At 71.1% G+C, this 17847-nt stretch carries 19 protein-coding genes and 1 pseudogene; 8 read left to right on the plus strand and 12 right to left on the minus strand.

Features of this window, described 5'->3' with window-relative positions; genetic code table 11:
* Window positions 1-198 precede the first annotated feature (198 nt).
* The gene (locus tag AB0D32_RS26715) at window positions 199-369 is read right to left on the minus strand and encodes a hypothetical protein (RefSeq protein ID WP_357095853.1); all 171 of its coding nucleotides are present in this window, start codon (window positions 367-369) and stop codon (window positions 199-201) included.
* A gap of 346 nt (window positions 370-715) precedes the next feature.
* Between AB0D32_RS26715 and AB0D32_RS26720 the strand changes: the two genes are divergently transcribed.
* Entirely contained in the window at window positions 716-997 is a 282-nt protein-coding gene (locus AB0D32_RS26720) for a tyrosine-type recombinase/integrase (RefSeq protein ID WP_357095856.1), read from the plus strand.
* 353 nt (window positions 998-1350) lie between these two features.
* Here AB0D32_RS26720 and AB0D32_RS26725 read toward each other — a convergent pair whose 3' ends face one another.
* On the minus strand, window positions 1351-1476 hold the full coding sequence (locus AB0D32_RS26725) for a hypothetical protein (RefSeq protein ID WP_357095859.1): 126 nt from the start codon (window positions 1474-1476) through the stop codon (window positions 1351-1353).
* Between the two features lie 241 nt (window positions 1477-1717).
* Here AB0D32_RS26725 and AB0D32_RS26730 point away from each other — a divergent pair, with 241 nt between their 5' ends.
* From AB0D32_RS26730 to AB0D32_RS26745, 4 genes are all read left to right on the plus strand, one after another.
* On the plus strand, window positions 1718-2254 hold the full coding sequence (locus AB0D32_RS26730; RefSeq protein WP_357095862.1) for a hypothetical protein: 537 nt from the start codon (window positions 1718-1720) through the stop codon (window positions 2252-2254).
* Between the two features lie 562 nt (window positions 2255-2816).
* Window positions 2817-3905 (plus strand): tyrosine-type recombinase/integrase, encoded by a 1089-nt coding sequence (locus tag AB0D32_RS26735; RefSeq protein WP_256092951.1) that lies wholly within the window; start codon window positions 2817-2819, stop codon window positions 3903-3905.
* Between the two features lie 8 nt (window positions 3906-3913).
* Entirely contained in the window at window positions 3914-4231 is a 318-nt protein-coding gene (locus tag AB0D32_RS26740; RefSeq protein WP_218105486.1) for a helix-turn-helix transcriptional regulator, read from the plus strand.
* On the plus strand, window positions 4228-6597 hold the full coding sequence (locus AB0D32_RS26745; protein WP_091331350.1) for a hypothetical protein: 2370 nt from the start codon (window positions 4228-4230) through the stop codon (window positions 6595-6597). Before AB0D32_RS26740 ends, AB0D32_RS26745 begins: the two co-directional genes overlap by 4 nt.
* Window positions 6598-6719: 122 nt before the next feature.
* Here AB0D32_RS26745 and AB0D32_RS26750 read toward each other — a convergent pair whose 3' ends face one another.
* From AB0D32_RS26750 to AB0D32_RS26760, 3 genes are read right to left on the minus strand one after another with little or no spacing between them, the layout of a single operon-like run.
* Window positions 6720-7337: an isoprenylcysteine carboxylmethyltransferase family protein gene (locus tag AB0D32_RS26750; RefSeq protein WP_091331348.1), complete on the minus strand. Its 618-nt coding sequence runs from the start codon at window positions 7335-7337 to the stop codon at window positions 6720-6722.
* On the minus strand, window positions 7337-9280 hold the full coding sequence (locus AB0D32_RS26755) for a cation-translocating P-type ATPase (protein WP_091331347.1): 1944 nt from the start codon (window positions 9278-9280) through the stop codon (window positions 7337-7339). The genes AB0D32_RS26750 and AB0D32_RS26755 overlap by 1 nt, the downstream gene beginning before the upstream one ends.
* Window positions 9277-9657: a metalloregulator ArsR/SmtB family transcription factor gene (locus AB0D32_RS26760; protein ID WP_091331346.1), complete on the minus strand. Its 381-nt coding sequence runs from the start codon at window positions 9655-9657 to the stop codon at window positions 9277-9279. Before AB0D32_RS26760 ends, AB0D32_RS26755 begins: the two co-directional genes overlap by 4 nt.
* 87 nt (window positions 9658-9744) lie before the next feature.
* On the opposite strand from AB0D32_RS26760, the gene AB0D32_RS26765 reads away from it, so the two are divergent.
* The gene (locus AB0D32_RS26765; RefSeq protein ID WP_256092950.1) at window positions 9745-9873 is read left to right on the plus strand and encodes a hypothetical protein; all 129 of its coding nucleotides are present in this window, start codon (window positions 9745-9747) and stop codon (window positions 9871-9873) included.
* Between the two features lie 104 nt (window positions 9874-9977).
* Window positions 9978-10100 (plus strand): annotated as a pseudogene (locus AB0D32_RS26770) (DUF4158 domain-containing protein); the annotation flags it as partial.
* Between the two features lie 102 nt (window positions 10101-10202).
* Here AB0D32_RS26770 and AB0D32_RS26775 read toward each other — a convergent pair.
* The 3 genes from AB0D32_RS26775 to merA all read right to left on the minus strand — a co-directional run bounded on the left by AB0D32_RS26775 (window position 10203) and on the right by merA (window position 12520).
* Window positions 10203-10760, minus strand: coding sequence for an alkylmercury lyase family protein (locus AB0D32_RS26775; protein ID WP_091331341.1), 558 nt, complete (start codon window positions 10758-10760; stop codon window positions 10203-10205).
* Window positions 10761-10866: 106 nt separating this feature from the next.
* The gene (locus AB0D32_RS26780; RefSeq protein ID WP_091331338.1) at window positions 10867-11139 is read right to left on the minus strand and encodes a hypothetical protein; all 273 of its coding nucleotides are present in this window, start codon (window positions 11137-11139) and stop codon (window positions 10867-10869) included.
* Window positions 11132-12520, minus strand: coding sequence for a mercury(II) reductase (merA, locus tag AB0D32_RS26785; protein ID WP_091331336.1), 1389 nt, complete (start codon window positions 12518-12520; stop codon window positions 11132-11134). Before merA ends, AB0D32_RS26780 begins: the two co-directional genes overlap by 8 nt.
* 91 nt (window positions 12521-12611) lie before the next feature.
* Between merA and AB0D32_RS26790 the strand changes: the two genes are divergently transcribed.
* Window positions 12612-13001 (plus strand): heavy metal-responsive transcriptional regulator, encoded by a 390-nt coding sequence (locus AB0D32_RS26790; protein ID WP_091331334.1) that lies wholly within the window; start codon window positions 12612-12614, stop codon window positions 12999-13001.
* A 497-nt stretch (window positions 13002-13498) separates the two neighbouring features.
* Here the strand turns inward: AB0D32_RS26790 and AB0D32_RS26795 are convergent, their stop codons facing one another.
* The 4 genes from AB0D32_RS26795 to AB0D32_RS26810 form a co-directional block, all read right to left on the minus strand.
* The gene (locus AB0D32_RS26795; protein WP_357095869.1) at window positions 13499-13972 is read right to left on the minus strand and encodes a hypothetical protein; all 474 of its coding nucleotides are present in this window, start codon (window positions 13970-13972) and stop codon (window positions 13499-13501) included.
* A gap of 99 nt (window positions 13973-14071) precedes the next feature.
* Entirely contained in the window at window positions 14072-14581 is a 510-nt protein-coding gene (locus AB0D32_RS26800) for a DUF4913 domain-containing protein (RefSeq protein ID WP_357095872.1), read from the minus strand.
* On the minus strand, window positions 14578-16359 hold the full coding sequence (locus AB0D32_RS26805) for a TraM recognition domain-containing protein (protein WP_357095875.1): 1782 nt from the start codon (window positions 16357-16359) through the stop codon (window positions 14578-14580). Before AB0D32_RS26805 ends, AB0D32_RS26800 begins: the two co-directional genes overlap by 4 nt.
* Window positions 16356-17840, minus strand: a complete 1485-nt coding sequence (locus tag AB0D32_RS26810; RefSeq protein ID WP_357095878.1) for an ATP/GTP-binding protein — start codon at window positions 17838-17840, stop codon at window positions 16356-16358. The genes AB0D32_RS26805 and AB0D32_RS26810 overlap by 4 nt, the downstream gene beginning before the upstream one ends.
* Window positions 17841-17847: the final 7 nt, after the last annotated feature.

A 17847-nucleotide genomic window follows, 5' to 3' on the forward strand; every position in this document is an offset into this window, starting at 1 on the left:
TTGATGTCGTTGGTGACCCCGGCCTTCTCCGCCAGCAAGGGCGTGCTTCGGCAGGTTGGAGACCTCGGCGATCTACTTGTGCAGGCCGGTCGTGCTGTGCGCTCTGTTGAACATGCCCTTCTTGTGCACGTTGGTTGGCGGTGCGCCCATGAACAGGAAGGTGGGGTACCTGATCAGCACCCCACCTTCCGCCTGCCGCTACTTGCTGGTGGAGCGCCGGGGCCTGCGCCGCAGCACCACGCCGACCGCCCCGATCGCGGCCAGGGCGACCGCGCTGATGGCCGCGATGGCGGCCGGGGCCACCTGGCCGACGACCTGCTCGCTCACCACGACGATCCCCACCATCGAGCCGATCGCGAGGGTCGCCACCAGCAGAACTCCGCCGACACCGACCGTTTCCGCAGCTAGTACCGGGTTGGACTCGCTCCGCCGAGGCTGCCTGGTTACGCTGACCATCTGGTTCCTACCTTCCATCGCGCCACTCCGGGTTGCCGGCAGGCGGAGCCACTGACGGTCCCTGGGGTGCCACCCGGGGACCGTCTTCGTCTCGCCCGGGTCGTCGCCGGCCCTGGATGTGCCGACGCGACAAGCTTGACCTGGGGTCTCCGTTTCCTGCCGTCGCCTGACCCTATCGCCCCACCTACGACAGTCCCCGTGTGCGCGCGGCCCCCTACGCGCGCACCCTGCGCGGCGCTTCGCGGGCGGCCTTACTTGCTTGGGTCCGCCACCGTGGCTCCGGGCCGGACCGCTGTGGACCGGCCAACGCGGCCCGCTCAGCGACTCCGGCATCGTCCACGTCGTCCGCACCGTCGGCGCCGCCGCCGGACTGCCCGGCCTGCGACCGCACCGGCTGCGCCACACCTACGCCACCCGGCTACGGCTCCAAGGCGGCGCCGACCCGGCTCTGCTCGGCCGTGCCTCCCTCGGCACCACCGCCCGCTACTTCCGCGCCCGCACCGCCGAGCAGGCCGCCGTCGTCGATCGCATCTTCGACTGACCTCGTCGTGAACCCCAAGACCATGCAGGACAACGTGAGTGATCGTGGATTACGACTGTCGGAGCCGAGTACGGTATCCGACCGTGACTTCGACGAACGCAAAAAGGCTGGCAGGGAGGGGCACCGTAATAACACGCATGACGTTGTAAGTAGTAGAATCCTATCGAGCGCGTTAGACAGTGAACCGACTGTCGAACCGCTGGAAAGAGCGGCGGCCCCGGAGCGGGAACTCCGGGACCGCCTTGGTGGATCAGATGAACGGGTGGTACTAGTTCGCCTGCAGCGTCACGCGGTCCTCATCTCGTGCCATGAGATGGGGACCGTTCCGCTTCCCCGCAGGTGCCGGCATCGCGTCACCTGTCCGGGGTGTCGATGCCGTTGATCAGCATCACCAGCGAGGCGACGATCCGCAGGATCACGGCCACCACCTCGCCCACCGCCAGCCAGCGCTTGCGCTGCCGACCCGTCGGAAGCGGCATCGACCTCCCTCGCAGGAGTCTCTGCCACCACCATCTGTGTTGCCTCACTGCCCTACCTCCGACTCGTAAATGTGCGGCCCGGGGTGTCCGGCGCACTGTTTTCGAGACGTGTCGGGGTCGTGCAGTGCATTGCAGAACTAGCTTAACGTCCGTCCACGACAGAGGTACGGCGCACCCGTGCCCGTCTCTCCGGGCATGAGCTATGAATACAGATCAGACAACGATCGGTACGGTGACGGTCATGGATGATCCGGAGTTCGGGTACGGCAAGGGCCAGCGGCCGTTGTGGTCACCGCGAGACTGCGACGCGGAGGCGATCCGGCGGGCCTTGCGCCGAGGTGGGTTCGTCGACTTCGACGAGCGTCACCTCGACGGGTTCGCCGTCGAAGGTGCCAACACCAGCCAGGACGGTACTGAGCCCTTCGTCGTCTCGTACTGCGGCACGCGCTTCCCCGAGACCGTGCAGCGCTATCAGCAGGTCCTAGAGCAGGTTGGGTACCAGGTGAGCATCGACCCGCAGGACGCCCAGGTCCTGCTGGTGCAGCGACCACCGACGGGACCGCCCCCGAGCCCAGACCGGCTGCCGAGGACCGCGATCGTGTGTGCGGTGCTGGCGGCGGTCGCGCTGGTTGCCTCCTGGGTCGGCACTGGACCGGTCCGCACGACTGCAGGGATCAGCTCGGCGATTCTCGGCGTGCTCGCGGCCTTCCTCGCGGCCTCGTGGTACCGGCGTCGCCTGGACGAGTCGGCCGGGACGCGGCCCGACACCGCCGTTTAGCAGGGCCTTGCGGCATGAGGACCGCTTGCCCGATAGCGTCGTCAGGATGACCGTGGATTGGGGCCGGCTGACGCCAGCGTTGCGCGCTGGCGACTGGACCTGCCACGTGCACGGCCGCATCCGCCCGAACGCCGTGGGGCCGGTGCCGGTCTGTCCGCACTGCGACGCCCTCGCCCACCATGTCCGCCTCACCCGCGACGGTCGTCGCGAGTTCACGGCTCCCGTCCCAGCCCGCTGCTCTGGACTCGACCGGCACCCGCTTACTGCCGGGAGCTACCAGGTCTCCTGGACGCCCTGCCCGTGCCCACCTCCACACACCCATCGAGGTCACCACACCTGGACCTGCCACTGCCGGACCGCTATCCATCACCCGCCATTTTGTGCGGAATTGCATTAGATGCAACATAGGGCAGGGCGGTGATCTGAAGAGAATCGCAGGTCAGGCGGGTCTGTGGTGGGCGTTGCGACGTTACGAGTCTCGGCGTGTCCAGGACGTCTTGAGTAGCTGCAAGATTGATGCATCTGATACAACGTCGGGGTGCGGCGTGATGACCCTGGCTCGGTGAGCCTCGTGCTGGCGCCCAACGTTGTGCATCTGGATCCGGCGCCAGTGGTGTTCGAGGAGATGCTGCGGGGTTGGGCGGCTCAGCAGCGCAGCCGTTTCCTGGCCGAGGCGACGGTCACGCAGCGGCTGCGGTTGGCGCGGCGGCTGGCGGAGTTCTCGGGGCTGTATCCGTGGCAGTGGACGCCGGCCGAGGGGGAGGCGTTCATCTCCCACCTGCGTGGTGGCGACAGGCCATTGGCGTTGTCGACGGCCCGCGGCTACGAGGTGGACCTGCGGATGTTCTGCGAGTACCTGCTGGATGCCCGGTACGGCTGGGCCTCGTTGTGCGTCGAGCGGTTCGGCGTGGCACCGCAGCAGGTGTTTCACCAGGACAACTCCGTCGTTCACATCGAGGATTACGAGGGTGAGCCGGGACGGCGGCCGTTGACCTACGACGAGTTGCAGGCGTTGTTCGACGCGGCCGACGGCCGGGTCGCTGAGATCAGGTCGCGGGGTGTCAAGGGTGCGCTGGCCGCGTCGCGGGACGCGGCGATGCTGAAGCTGACGTACGCCTTCGGGCTGCGTCGGCGGGAGGTGGCGATGCTCGACCTGGTCGATGTGCGGTCGAATCCGAAGGCGCCGCAGTTCGGTCGGTGCGGGATGGTGATGGTGCGCTACGGCAAGGCGTCGCGGGGCGGGCCGCCACGGCGGCGCACGGTGCTGTTGGTGCCGGAGATGGATTGGGTGGTGCCGGTGGTGGAGCACTGGTTGCACGAGGTGCGTCCGGCGCTGGGGCCGGGCAAGCATCCGGCGCTGTGGGTGAGCGAGCGCCGGGGGCGAGTGTCGACGCGGTCGGTCAACGACGCGTTCGTCGCGGCGCGGGAGACCGCCGGGCTGGATCCGGCGCTGGATCCGCATTGCCTGCGTCATTCCTACGTCACGCATTTGATCGAGTTCGACTATCCGGTCAAGTTCGTGCAGGACCAGGTGGGGCACAAGTTCGCCAGCACCACCGCCATCTACACCGGGGTATCCAACGACTACCGCAACCAGCTGCTGCGACGCGTCATGCAAGACCGGCTCGGAGAGATGTGGGACGCGCAGTGATCAAGAAGATGGGGTACCGGTGGCACCTGCGGCAGTTGATGGCCGCCAGGGACATGTTCGCCACCACGGACCTGGTGCCGCTGCTGGCCGAGCGGGGTGTCACGCTGTCGCGGGAGCAGGTGTTCCGGCTGGTGACGCAGCCGCCGCAGCGGCTGTCGATGGACACGCTCGTTGCGTTGTGCGACATCCTCGGGTGCACGCCCAACGACCTGATCGAGCCGCAGGTGGCCAATCAGACGGTCCGCAAGGCGGCCGCCGGTGGTGGCAGGGTGGCGCCGGCCGCGCCGCCGCCACGGGCCACGATCCGCCGGCCCAGGCACGGGTGAGCCCGCGCCGTCGGCGCGTCCGTAACCGCTACGTCGGTGACCCCACCGAGGCGGCCCAGGAACGGCTGCTCGGCCACGTGGTCACGGTGATCGGCGCGCAGTTGTCCCGCGAGGCGGCACAGGCGCTGCTGGAGCGGGCGAACGCCTGGACGTTCATCCCGATGCGTCAGCTCGACCAGCACCTGACCGCCCGGCCGGACGCCCTCGCCGCGCCGGACCCGCACGCGCCGAGGGTGCTCCTGCGGCTGATCTACGCCCTGGTCGACGCCGGCCTCGGGCACGCGGTCACGCTGCCCAGCTGCGCCGGGTGCGGCCGATCACTGCCGGACCTGCAACGCGGCCGGCCGCACCCGGACGGGATCGGCCGATGCTGCCAGCCCTGCATGCTCAAAGCCGAGCAGATCATCTGCGCGCGGTGCGGGCGACCCGGCGACCGCGCCGCCCGCCGCGACGAGGGGGTGATCTGCCGGGCCTGCTACGGCACCGACCCGGCCCGGCAGCAGCAGTGCGCCGGCTGCGGCCGGCGCCGGCAACCGACGCGACGGACCCCTGACGGTCGACCGCTGTGTCAGGGCTGCGCGCCCCGCCCGGTCCACGTCTGCGTGACCTGCGCGCTGCCGTCGCCCGCGCACGCGATCACCGACGCCGGTTCCGTCTGTCGACGCTGCTACCGGGCGCCCGAGCGCCGATGTGGTGGCTGTGGCCGCCCGAGGCAGATCAAACGCCGCGCCGCCGGCGGCAGCCCGGATCTGTGCGCTGCCTGCGCCGAGTCGCCGGTGGCCGAATGTGGCGCCTGCGGCCGGTGGCGGCACTGCCAGCGCGGACCGGACGGCCTGCCGCGCTGTCCCGGCTGCCGACCGCGACCGCTGCGCGAGTGCGCGCTGTGTCGACGCCGCCGCACCACCCAGGCGCACTGGCCGCTGGGGCCGGTCTGCTCGACCTGCTACAGCGGAACGGTCAACAACCCCGGCCCCTGCGCCACCTGTGGCCAGGTCCGGGTCCTCGTTGGCCGCGACGCGCGAGCAACCGGCGTGTGCGGACCCTGCGCGATCCGCGACACCGGCCGCAACGGCATGCGTGCAAACCTGGACTACCTGTGCGCCTCGTGCGGGGAAGCCGGGGACCTCTACGCCGCGCGCCGATGCGCCCGGTGCGTGCTCACCGACCGTGTCACCGACCTCCTCGGCGACGACCACGGCACCATCGACCCCCAGCTACTTCCGTTCGCCGACGCGCTGGTCAACGCGGCCATCCCACGGCACGCCCTCGCCTGGCTGCGCCGCAGCGGCTCCGCCCGGCTGCTCGCCGAGCTGGCCGCGACCAGGGCGCCGGTCACCCACGAGGTGCTCGATGAACTCCTGCACACGCCGAAGGCGGGCGCGGTCGACTACCTGCGCAAACTGCTCGTGGCCACCAGCGTCCTGCCCGACCGGCTGGAGCCGCTGGCCCGGCTCGAACCGTGGCTCGACGCCCTGCTCGTCGACCAGCCAGCCGATCGCCAACGACTCGTCCGGCCCTTCGCCCAGTGGGTCGTCCTGCGCAAGGCCCGCCGCGCCGCCACCCGCGGCCGATACACCGCCAGCTCCGCCACCGCCGACCGCGAGGACATCCACCAGGCGCTGGCCCTGATGTCCTGGCTGGGCCAGCGCAACCTGACGATCGACGACCTCACCCAGCCGCGCCTGGACGAGTTCATGACCGACGGCCGAGCCCACCGACGCCGGGCGGTCCGGGCCTTCACCGCCTGGACCGCCGCGCGACGGATCACTCCGAACCTGGTCATCGCCCGCCGCCGCGACGACACGCCCTCCCGGTTCCTCGCCGAAGACCACCACCTGCACCTGCTGCGGCGGTGCCTCACCCCGGACGACCCGACGCCGGTCGACGTGAAGGTGGCCGGCGGTCTCATCCTGCTCTACGGCGTCCGGTTGCCGAAGATCCACGCGCTGACCACCGAGCGGCTGAGTCGAGACGACCGGGGAACCTACCTGGCCCTCGACTCCGTGCCGGTCCTGCTGCCGCCGACCCTCGCGCAGCTCGTCGACCAGCTCATCGCGCAACCACCACGCACGTTCGGTCTGCGCCCCACCGCGCAGGCCCAGGCCGCCTACCTCTTCCCGGGCAGACCGCCGACCCGCCCCATCGCGGCGGCCAGCCTCGGACACCGTCTACGCCAACACGGCATTCCCGTTGGCGCCGCCCGCAACAACGCCCTGATCGCCCTCGCGGCCGACCTGCCCGCACCCGTCATCACCGACCTGTTCGGCCTCACCCACAAGACCGCCGCCACCTGGAGCACCTACGCCCGAGCCGACTGGACCGCCTATCTCAACAGCCGACCCGACCCCGACGCCCCGCACCCATGACCGGTCCATCCCTCTGCTCGGGGCCGTAGGCTGCGGAAATGGACATCGCCTGCGACTGGGCCCGCCCGTAGCTTTCCGCGAAAGATCAACGATCAGTGGTTGATCGTGAGTGAGAGGCGCGCTCAGCGACGGGTCGGTGCTGGTCGGCGGCCGATTCCGGGCCAGAATCGGCCGACCCGGGCGGCGTAGTCGGCGTAGGCGGCGCCGTGGGTGCGGGCAAGGTAGGGCTCCTCGACGGCGCGGACCTGCAGCTGGATCGACGCGACCAGGACTGCGGTGGCGGCCAGGGCGATGGGGTTGGGCACCATCGCGGCAAGACCGGCGCTGGTGGCGGTCATGGCGGTGAAGATGGGGTTGCGGGCCAGGGCGAACGCGCCGCCGGTGACCAGGGCGGTGCGCTCGGCCGGATCGACCCCGACGCGCCAGGAGGCGCCCATGCTCAGTTGCGCGGCGAGGGTGGCGGTCACGCCGGCGCCGACCAGGACCAGCCCAGCCACCCGCAGCCTGCTGTGGTCAAGAACGCTGACCGGGTCCATCCTGGCCAGGGCAGCAGCCGGACCGGCGAGGCCGAGCAGCAGCGCGGCGACGAACAGCAGTTTCGCCCACCAGCCCACCGACCCGGGCGGACCGGCATCCAGCCGCAGCCCTGTGTCGCCGGTTGCCTTCCACTGCGCGACGCTGCGCCACCCGAACGCCAGCCCGAGGCCGGTCAGGTACAACGCGACCGCGATCGCAGCCATCACCGTGCCCCTCCTGCAAACCCAGGCTGGGCGGCTGGCAGGGAGCGGGTGCGGCCGGCGCGTACGCCGTTGCCGATGACGACGATTTCGGCGAGTTCGTGGATCAGGACGACAGCGGCCAGGCCGAGGACGCCGAAGGTGGCCAGCGGGATAAGAACGGTGATCAGTCCAAGGGACAGGCCGACGTTCTGCAGCATGATGCGGCGGCTTCGGCGAGCGTGGGCAAGGGTTTGTGGCAGGTGCCGCAGGTCTTCGCCCATCAGCGCGACGTCGGCGGTTTCGATCGCGACGTCGGTCCCCATGGCGCCCATGGCGATGCCGACGTCGGCGGTGGCCAGGGCAGGGGCGTCGTTGACACCGTCACCGACCATCGCGGTCGGCCGCGCGGCGCGCATGGCCGTGATGATGCGGGACTTGTCCTCGGGTCGAAGGTCGGCGTGAACCTCGTCGATGCCGGCCTGGGCGGCGAGTGCGGTGGCGGTGCGGGTGTTGTCGCCGGTGAGCATCGCCACGGTGTATCCGTCGGCGTGGAGCCGGGCGACGACTTCGGCGGCTTCGGGTCGTAGTTCGTCGCGGACGGCGATGGCGCCGATCAGGGTGCCGTCGTGTTCGACGAGGACGGCGGTCGCGCCGGCTGTCTGCATGGCGGTGACGTGCTCGCCCAAGGGGCCGGGGTGGATCCAGCCGGGGCGGCCGAGCCGTGCCGGCCGGTCGTCGACGATGCCGGTCAGGCCGGCACCGGTGACGGCCTCGACGTCGGCGGCCGGGATGTGGTCGGGTGCGGCGGCGAGGATCGCCCGGGCCAGGGGGTGTTCGCTGCGTGATTCGAGTGCTGCGGCGACCCGAAGGACCTGGTCGCGGCTGGTCGTGTCGGTGGTGGCAACGTCAACGACGGTGGGTTCGTTGCGGGTCAGGGTGCCGGTCTTGTCCAGCGCGACCGCGCGGATCCGGCCCAACGCTTCGAGTGCGGCGCCGCCCTTGACCAGCGCGCCGATGCGGCTGGCGGCGCCGATCGCGGCGACGACGGTTACCGGCACGGAGATGGCCAGCGCGCACGGGGAAGCGGCGACGAGCACGACGAGGGCACGTTCGATCCAGGTACGTGGATCGCCGGCTAGAGCGCCGGCCACGGCGATGATCGCGGCGAGAATCATGATGCCGGGTACCAGCGGTTTGGCGATCCGGTCGGCGAGCCGCTGGGCGGCACCCTTGCGAGACTGCTCGGCCTCCACGATGCGCACGATCCGCGCCAGAGAGTTGTCGGACGCGGTAGCGGTCACCTGCACCTCAATGGCACCGGTGCCATTGATCGAACCGGCGTAGACGGCATCACCAGGATTCGCCTCAACCGGCACGGACTCACCGGTCAATGCGGACACGTCGAGCGCGGAACGGCCCGTGCGGATCACACCATCGGTCGCCAGGCGTTCACCGGGCCGCACGAGCAGCAGATCACCAACGCGCAACTGGGCGGGGTCGATGGTGACTTGCGCCCCTTCGCGAAGGACTGTCGCCTCAGCGGGTACGAGGTTGAGCAGCGCCCGCAGGCCGCGCCGAGTCCGGGCGACGGAGTACTCCTCCAAGCCTTCGCTGATGGAGTAGAGGAACGCCAGCATGGCGGCCTCGGTGACCTCGCCGAGCACCACCGCACCGACAGCGGCGATCGTCATCAAAGTGCCGACGCCGATCTTTCCCTTGGCCAGGCGTTTCAGGGTGTTCGGCACAAACGTCCACGCGCCGACCAGCAACGCAACAGTGTTGAGGCCGATGCCAACCGGGCGCGGGGCGTCGACCAGCCCGGCGATGAACCCGGCGAGCAGAAACACCCCGGCGACGGCAGCAGCCCGCAACTCGCTGACCTGCCACAGCCGCTCGGGCTCGCGCTCCTCCTCGGCACCTTCCACGCGGGGTTCGTCGTCTCCGCAGCCGCACGCGTCGCTCATCGCACAGCCTCCTCGTCGCCGATCCCGGTACCGTCAGGGCCGTAGTTGGGGCACAGCGCCACCGCATCGCCGGTGGCGGCCAGCAACTGCTCGGCGCTGGCGAGCAGATCGAGCAACTCAGGCCGGGCCAACGAGTACACCGACGCCCGGCCGACCGGCCGATAGTCGACCAGGCCACAGTCACGCAGACACGCCAGATGCTTCGACACCGTCGACTGAGCCAGACCCAGCTCGCCGGTCAGGTCCACCACCCGAGCCTGCCCCCGGGCCAGCCGCTGAACGATCCGCAGCCGGGTCGGATCGGCCAGAGACGCGAACAACGCCACCGCCGGACTCAACCCGGCCCGGTCACAGCCCTCCACACGATTCATCGCCATGCAGCGATACTAGCGCCATTAGGGAATGCATTACCGGCGGCGTGGTCCACGTCACCGCCCGCTCGGCAGTTGGCCCCGGACGCGCCCATGCTGGTCTTCCTGCCCGCGGTGTGGCCCCGGCAGCTGCGTACCTGGGTGCCGGACCGGGCCACCCGCTGTGAGACCTGGTACGAGCAGGACCCGAAGACGTACGAGGTGCTGAGGGCCCGTCCGTAGTTTCCGGACCAAAACAACGCTAAGAACTGGGGCATTGATCTCGGTCTGACGGACCCGTAGCCTCCCGTCCGTTTGGTGACGGTCGATGGCTGGGTGGTGGGTTCGTGGGTACGCGGGATGTGTTCTCTGAGGAGGAGCTGGCGCAGCTTCGGGCGTTCCCGGAGATCGGCCGGGTGGACCTGATTCGGCACTTCACGCTGACGGACGTGGACGAGGCGTTCGTGCGTGCTCGTTCGCCGGTTGCCGAATTGTTCCCTGTTGGGATCAAGGCGACGTCCGTCCCCGACCGGGCGGGTGTCCGTTGAGGGTTCCTCGTACAGAACCGGGGTTCAGGTCGGCTCGCGCATGAGGTCGCCGAAGATGAGCGCGCCAGCGCGGACGGCTTGGGGCATTGTGAGCACGACTCCGGACAGGTCGTGTCGGTGTTGGTAGGCCGTGGCGTGGTCGGTGTTGGTGAAGAAGTTGATGACTGGGCAGCAGCTTTGGGTGATTGGGCCGGTGCCGCGTGAGCCGACGAACACGACTGCCGTCTGAGGGTGCCAGATCCACTGTCCGGTCCGGCTGGTGGCGGTGATCGGTTCGCCGCTGTGCGGGTCGGTCGAGGTGATGTCGATGTCGCGGTTGAGCATCGCGGCGATGCCGAGTGCGTCGATTGCGCAGTTGGCGAAGGCCTGCGGCCCGCTGGCGATGCGGACCCGGTGCGGCGAGGCGCCGGCGGCGAAGGGCACCGCGCCGGTGACCACGGAGGTGTCCGGGTCGGTGAACACCAGCTCGGTGTGGCTGAGCTCGCGCAGGGTGTCGGGCAGGTCCACGCCGTGTGCGCGGGCCGAGTCGGCAAGCTGCGACGTCGGCGGTGGTGCGCCGGTGGTGGCGAAGCTGGCCAACACCCGCTAGTGCAGATCCCGTAGCGGGGCGGGCAGCGCGGCCCGGCGGGTGAGCAGGTTGTCGGGGGGCAGCCCGGCGCAGGACAGCATCGTGGCGAGGTCGCCGTCGCTATCGCTGCTGTTCATGGTGGCTCCGCTCGTTCGGGGCTGGTGGGCAGCCTTGGTGTCTGGGGCGGCGCCGGTGCCAGGCGATGACGACACCGATGGCCACGGCGAGGACCACGCCGGCGGTGCCGAGCAGCGCGGTGTTGCTGGTGGCCGCGCCGATGCCGGCGCCGATGCCGGCGAGGCCGCCGGTGAGCAGCAGTGCGTGCAGGGTGCAGCACACGGCCAGGGCGCCGGCGGCCCATACGGCGCTGCGGCGGGGGCGGCTGTCAGGCACAGCAGGAGGTCGGCAGTTCGTTGCGGAACGTCCCGGCGGTGATCCGCAGGCTTTCGGCCATCGTCAGGTAGGGCGCCCAGGTGTCGGCGATGTCGTCGACGGTCATCCCGGCTTTGATGGCGTAGGTGGCGGCCAGCATCATCTCTCCGGCGCCGTCGGCGAGGGCGTGGACGCCGAGCACCCGGCCGGTGTTCGCGTCCGCGACGACCTTGACCGCTCCGCGGGTGTCGCGGTTGACCAGCGCCCTGGGCACGTCGGCGAGGTCGAGGATGCGGCAGGCGCAGTCGTGCCCGGCGGCGAGGGCGTCGGCTTCGGTGAGCCCGGCCGAGGCCAGCTGCGGCCGGGTGAACACCACCGACGGCAGGCCGGTGTAGTCCAACCGGGCCGGGCGGGTGCCGTCGCCGGCGAGGGCGTTGACCGCCGCGACGCGGCCGGTGGCGGCGGCGACGTAGACGTACTGCGGTGCGCCGGTGACGTCGCCCGCGGCATACACCCGGGGGTTGGTGGTGCGCTGCGCGGCGTCGACAACCACGAACCCCCGCTCGTCGGTCTTCACGCCGGCGACGGCCAGGTCGAGGCCGTCGGTGCGGGCCCGCCGGCCAGTGGCCACCAGCAGCCGCTGCCCGCTCGCCCGCCGCCCGGACGCGGTGACGACCTCCACCCCGCCGGCAGCGCGCTGCACCTCGGTGGCGTGCTCTTCCAGCATGGTGATGCCGTCGTCGGCGAACACGGCGCGCAGCGCCTCGGCGAGTTCCGGTTCGGCCCTCGGCGCGAGCCGCCCGACCAGGGTGACCCGGGTGCCGAGGTGGGCGAACAACTGCGCCTGTTCCATGCCGACGTACCCGCCGCCGACCACTACCAGCGAGTCAGGCAGCTCGGACTGCTCCATCGCCGTGGTAGAGGTCAGGTAGTCCACCTCGCCGAGGCCGGGCAGATCAGGCCGGGCCGGTTCAGCACCGGTCGCGATCACGTAGGCGCGAGCACGCAGCGGCCGGTCGTCGATGGTGAGGGTGTCGCCATCGGTGAACCGGGCCTGCCCGGGCCGGACCTCGAAGCCGTAGGCGGCGGCGACGTCGCCGTACTTGGCCTGCCGTAGCCGACCCACCAGCTCGTCCTTCTGCCCGACGAGCGCGCGCAGGTCCACTCCGTCGGCGGAGGTGGGCGCCCCAGGAAACGGGTTGGACAGCGCAGCGTGCCGAGTGCCGGCCGCGGCCAGCAGCGTCTTCGACGGCACACAACCGACGTTCACGCACGTGCCACCCAGCACCGCCCGTTCGATGAGCACCACCCTCGCGCCGGCCTGCCGGGCCGCGATCGCGGCGGCCATCGCCGCCCCGCCGGAGCCCACCACCGCGAGATCGACGTCGTCGTTGTCCGCCATGAGCTGCCTTCCGCTGGTCATCGGGCCCTTACCGAGCTAAGACTGGACCTTCCAGTGCAGGGTAAGGTCAAGAGGCGGAAGGTGACCGGGATTGCGGATCGGTGAGCTCGCGGCGGTCACGGGCACCACGACCAAGACGCTGCGCTTCTACGAAGACATCGGCCTGCTGCGCCCCGCCGGGCGCACCGCAGCCGGGTACCGCCAGTACGGCGTGGAGGCGGTGGCGCGGCTGGACTTCATCCGCCGTGGCCGCGCCGCCGGACTGACCCTGGCGCAGATCCGCGAGGTCCTCGACGTCCGCGACCGGGGCCACGCCCCGTGCGCGCACGTCGAGGACCTGCTCGCCACGCGGCTGCGCGACCTCGACGCCCAGATCGCCGACCTGCAGGCGCTACGCGACACAGTCACGCAGCTGCACGACGCCGCCAGCACGCCCGACCCTGGCAGTTGCCATCCAGAGCAGGTCTGCCGCTACCTGTAACCCCACCCCCGCGAGAGGGGATCCGCCGTGACCGCCGCCCTGGTACCCGCCAGCCCCTAGGCCTCGCCGTAGTTTTCAGCGAGAAACAACTCCAGCGCAGGTCAGGGCGGCCTGCGCGAATGACTGGAGCCGGGATCGTCATCCGGTTTGACCAGCGCTGGAGTTGTTTTTGGTCCGGAAGCCGGTAGGCCCTGAGGGAGCAGACCGTGCGGGCCCCGAAGTCGGTCGTCGCCGACCGGTCGTACGTCGTCAACCGCGACACAACAACTCGCGACCTGCCAGCGTGGTTGGCTGCCCTGCTCATCCGGCCAACGACTGCAGCCTGCGGCCGTCGGCTCTGCTGCCGAATTCGGTTGAGGCGGCGAAGGGCGGCCCCGCGCTCATGATCAGCGAATAGCGCAGGAGTCGAATAGGTGCACTCCACCGGTGGTCAACGGCGACACCGGCACGGGCTGACCACGCTCGCCTGCCACCACGAGGAAGGCCAGCCCTGACCGTCACCGGGCGCCGGGCTCGCCGGTGGCCGTGCCGACCTGGTCATCCAAAACGATGGCGGGGATGGCGGCGTCGGGGTTGTCCGGGTCGTACTGCTTGAGGACCTCGCGGATCTCGATGTACACCCTCCTGGCGATGGCTCGGGACTCCACCGTCCCCAGGCTGTAGGCACCTCGCGTGTGAGGGATGCCGGCGAGGCGGGCTAGCGCTTCGATGACTGCGGCCAGTTGGGGTCCGGACAGGCGCACCTCGACCATAGGATCCTTTCGACCCGGAACGCTTACCGGCTCAGGTGACCGCCAGTGATCGCGGCTTGAGGCCTGACGCTCGACGAACTGCCAGGTGTCGTCGTGGCACATCATCACGGCGGTGGAGAGCCCTGCGGCGATTTCCAGCAGCGTGGTGTGGTTCGCCCAGCGTTTGAGTTCGAGGTCTTTGACGGCACGACGGTTCCGCAGCGAGTCCAGAAGTCCCATGAGGATGCATGATGCCCGATGCGTTGCGTGTAGTGATAGACACCGAACGTCGCCGGATGGGTAGTTGGACTGCGCTAGGCGACCAGCGATGCCACGGAATCAGGAGACGCTGGCATCCGGGAGCTGGGCGAGGACTTCTGGCGGTGCCGGCTCGACGGGCAGGGGCTTGGGTTCGACGTGCTTGTCCGGGCCACACCGGTTGAATGGCCCGTACTCGGCGGCGAGCGCGGTGAGGTGCGGGTCGAGGTGGTCGCGCCACCAGATGCTCATGCCGGTCTGTGGGTCGGACACCCGCAGCGTTTCCCACGCCCGCCACAGCGCGTACAGGCGGGAGATGGCCTCGGGGTGCGCCCACCATCGGGAGCACCAGTTCACCCCAGGGGTTGGCCCGGAGGCGAGGCGCCGCTCGACGACGTGGGCGAGGTAGTCCCCGACGAACGCCTCCACGTTGCGGTAGACCGGCTCCGCCTCGGCGGGCTCGGCGGCCAGCGTCGCGGCCAGCGTCGCGGCCTGCGGTGCAGGGTCGCTCGGGTCGCCGGCGAGTTGGCCGAGCAGGGCACTGAGGTCGGCGACCGGGTCGCCGGCCGGTCCGGGCGGGGGCAGGGTCATGGGGTCGGCTCCGGCGGGGCGTCGTCGGGGGTGAGGGTCCAGTCGGTGCGCTCGTGGGGATCCCAGCGGGCGATCGACGCGCGGATCGCCGCCGCGTAGGGGCCGGTCTGCCAGGGGGCGGTGCGGGCGAGCGCGGGCGGGGCGCCGGAGGCGTAGACGACCATCCGGCCCCGGGGAAGGGCGTGCAGGTCGGCGACGTCGAGGATCCGCTGGCGGCGGGTGGCGTGCGACACCGACCGCTGGCCCCACCCGGATCCGCTGCTGCTCGTCGACCTGGTCGTCACGTCGTGCTCACCGATGAGCTTGGACAGTTCCTCCAGCCAGTCGGGGTCGGCCACGCCGCCGCCGTAGGTGCGGACGTTCGCCGCGGACCACAGCTTGCGCATTCCCTCACGGCCCCACACATCGACGCCCTGCGGGTAGGACTGGAGGATCGTGATGATGGGCAGGCCGTGGGAGCCGTAGAAGGAGTAGAGGGCCGGGAGCTGGCGTAGCCGGCAGATGTTGGCGGCCTCGTCGAGGACGCTCAGCAGCGGCGGGTCGAGGCGCCGGCCGGGGCAGGTGCGGGCCCGCAGCTCGCCGGCACGCAGGACGGCGTCGGTGAGGGCGGCGACCAGCGGGGCGGGAGAGCCGGGGCCGCCCTGGGACAGCAGGTACAGCACGTCGGTGGAGGCGACGAAGGCGGCCGGGTCGAACTCGAGGATCCTGCCGCGCGTGGGTGGGGTGACCCAGGCGGTGACCGTCGGCTCGGTGAGGCACATGAGCATCTTCTGCGCGCCCGCGTAGATGCCGCCCCTCGTCTTGTCGGGCATGTTGACCACCCCGGCGACCGCGTCGGCGGGCAGCTCGTAGCCGTGCTCGCGCAGCAGCTCCGCGGGTTCGTCGTCGCGAGGGCTGACGGCCCACCGGTACGCGGCGAGGATGTCCCGGCCGGCTACGGCGGCCGCGAGGAGCAGGTTCGCCACCAGCTCCTCGGAGCTGGGGTCGAAGAAGGCGTCGCGGCTGACGCCGGGCTCGCGTTCGGCGGAGGCGAAGTGCTCGGCGAGGCGGCGGGCGTCGGTGATGGTGGCCACGGCGCGCAGGGGGTTCCACCACATGCCCTGCGTGGGTCCGAGGATGTGCTGCGGGTCGAACGCCCATACGGTGCCGCGTGCGGCGCGGATGTCGCGGGTGGCGTCGACGATGTCGCCCTTGACGCTGGTGACCAGGGTCGGGCCGGGGGCGGCGACGATGGCGGGGATTGCCCGGCAGGTGGTCTTGCCGGTGCGTGGGCCCCAAATGTCGACGGCCATGTCCTCCCACGACTGGCGCAGCGGCATTCCGCCGGCGACGGTGTGGGCGATCAGCACGCCGAGCTGGTCGGGGTCGGGCCGGTCGACGTCGGCGAGGCTGGGCCGCAGCCGCCGCCCGCTGTCGGCGACACCCTTCGGCCCGAGGTGGGCGAGGTCTTTGCGGCTGGCCATGCGGCGGGCGGCCGGGTCGACGCGGGTGCGGCGCCGACGAATCCACCGCCAGGCGGCGGCCCCACCGACGGCCAGGAGCAGCAGGACGGTCACCTCGGCGACGGCGATGAGGGTGCAGGTGGTGGTCCAGGTGATGTCACCGCGCAGCACCGCGGCGGCGACCTGGATCGGTCCGCCGCCGGTGTATCCGGGCGGGCGGGCCAGCACGACGGGCAGCCACGCGCCGCTGGCGAGGACCAGGACCCCGGCGGCGATGCCGCCGACGATGAGGCCCGCGTCGTCGTGACCACCGCGCGGGCCGGCGGGCCGGCTCATGCCATGGTCCAGCGGAAGTCGGTGTTGCCGAGCCGCATCTCCGTCTCGGTGGGTTCCAGGTGCACCGGGATACCCGGCCGCGATCCGACCTTGATCAGGAAGTTGCCACGGCCGACGGTGCCGCTGCCCTCAGCCGAGGTCCAGGACGGCGGCGCCGACCAGGACAGCACCTCGCGCCGCTCCGCCTGCGACAGCGGCCGGACCCGCGCGACCGCGTCGAGTTCCTGCTCCGAGCAGGGGCCGATCATCAGCACCGCGGAGCGCTCGGCGAAGCCGCGGGCCTTGGCCCGGTCGTGAGCGGTGGGCAGCGCCTCCAGGTCCGCCAGGCTGTGGGTAATGAAGGCAGTGCCGGTGCCCTTCTGCCGGTTGAGGCGGGTGAGTCCGTCGGCGCGGTCGACCAGGCCGTGCCCTACGCGCAGCGCCCGCCACAGCTCATCGAGGACGGTGAAGAACGTCCGGGCGGGGGCCAAGCCGAGGTCGGCCATCAGGTGCGCGGCCTCCACCTGGGCGAAGCCGTAGGACCAGGTCGACAGCAGGGTCGCGGCGGTGCGCAGCTCGTCGGTGTCGTCGATGCTGGAGATGTCGACGCACACCGCCGGGGTGTCGAGGCGGATCGGCGTGGTGGTCTGCCCCTCGAAGGTGTCGCCGAGCGGTCCGTGCAGCAGCGCCAGCAGGGTGCGGTGCAGGTTGGCGACGTCCTCACGGAAGCGGGGGACGTCCCCGTCTTCCTGCCAGAGGGTGACCGCGCGGACCTCGGCCGGGGCGTCGCGGATGACGCGCAGGACGTCGGAGAGCACCGGCGGGGTGTCGGTCTCCCGTTCGGCGAGGTAGCGCAGCGCGGCAGCCAGGACGGTGGTCTCGTCGGAGGTGACGGGCCCGCGCCGCACGAGGGTGGCCAGGGCGACGAGCATGTTCAGCCGCCGGTCGGTCACCGCGGCGCGCACGACGGCGCCGGTGCGCTCGTCGACGCGGTCGAGAACCTGCCGCCACGGGCCGGCATCCAGGGGGTTGATGCGGTCGAGGCCGGGCCCGACGCGCAGCACCTGCCCGCCGAGGGCACGGACCAGCGCGGCGTAGTCGGGCTTGAGGTCGCCGAGGATCAGCGGGGTGACGCCCTGCGCGGTGAGCCCGAGGACCATCCGCCGCACCGCCGTGGACTTGCCCATGCCGGGCTCGCCCTCGATCCACACCGACGGGTTGTTGATCAGCCGGGCGCGGGTGTACCAGGAGATCGGGTCGAAGCAGACCGCCGAGCCGGTGTAGAGGTGCCGGCCGACCGGCACGCCGATCATCGGCGTCGACGCGCCGGTGCCGAACGGGTACAGCCCGCAGACCTGCACGGTGGTGCCCCGGTACTCCGTCGAGGGCTCGATCCACGACCACCGGCCGCCCCCGGGTGCGCTGTAGCCGAGGCGGCCGGGCCGGCGACCTGCTGGTCGACGCCGTGGCGGTGGAGGGGGGCCGGTGTTGGGGCTGGTCATCGGCCGT

This window comes from Micromonospora sp. NPDC048170 (assembly GCF_040652795.1).
In the GTDB taxonomy this organism is placed as follows: Bacteria; Actinomycetota; Actinomycetes; order Mycobacteriales; family Micromonosporaceae; genus Micromonospora.

What these genes read in the sequence shown, in the direction of transcription:
- AB0D32_RS26765 (WP_256092950.1), top strand. Translation starts at nt 9,745, where the DNA reads ATGCTGGTCTTCCTGCCCGCGGTGTGGCCCCGGCAGCTGCGTACCTGG.
- AB0D32_RS26730 (WP_357095862.1), top strand. Translation starts at nt 1,718, where the DNA reads ATGGATGATCCGGAGTTCGGGTACGGCAAGGGCCAGCGGCCGTTGTGG.
- AB0D32_RS26755 (WP_091331347.1), bottom strand. Translation starts at nt 9,280, where the DNA reads ATGAGCGACGCGTGCGGCTGCGGAGACGACGAACCCCGCGTGGAAGGT.
- AB0D32_RS26760 (WP_091331346.1), bottom strand. Translation starts at nt 9,657, where the DNA reads ATGGCGATGAATCGTGTGGAGGGCTGTGACCGGGCCGGGTTGAGTCCG.
- merA (WP_091331336.1), bottom strand. Translation starts at nt 12,520, where the DNA reads ATGGCGGACAACGACGACGTCGATCTCGCGGTGGTGGGCTCCGGCGGG.
- AB0D32_RS26810 (WP_357095878.1), bottom strand. Translation starts at nt 17,840, where the DNA reads ATGACCAGCCCCAACACCGGCCCCCCTCCACCGCCACGGCGTCGACCA.
- AB0D32_RS26750 (WP_091331348.1), bottom strand. Translation starts at nt 7,337, where the DNA reads ATGGCTGCGATCGCGGTCGCGTTGTACCTGACCGGCCTCGGGCTGGCG.
- AB0D32_RS26725 (WP_357095859.1), bottom strand. Translation starts at nt 1,476, where the DNA reads ATGCCGCTTCCGACGGGTCGGCAGCGCAAGCGCTGGCTGGCGGTGGGC.
- AB0D32_RS26800 (WP_357095872.1), bottom strand. Translation starts at nt 14,581, where the DNA reads ATGACCCTGCCCCCGCCCGGACCGGCCGGCGACCCGGTCGCCGACCTC.
- AB0D32_RS26805 (WP_357095875.1), bottom strand. Translation starts at nt 16,359, where the DNA reads ATGAGCCGGCCCGCCGGCCCGCGCGGTGGTCACGACGACGCGGGCCTC.
- AB0D32_RS26795 (WP_357095869.1), bottom strand. Translation starts at nt 13,972, where the DNA reads ATGGGACTTCTGGACTCGCTGCGGAACCGTCGTGCCGTCAAAGACCTC.
- AB0D32_RS26740 (WP_218105486.1), top strand. Translation starts at nt 3,914, where the DNA reads ATGGGGTACCGGTGGCACCTGCGGCAGTTGATGGCCGCCAGGGACATG.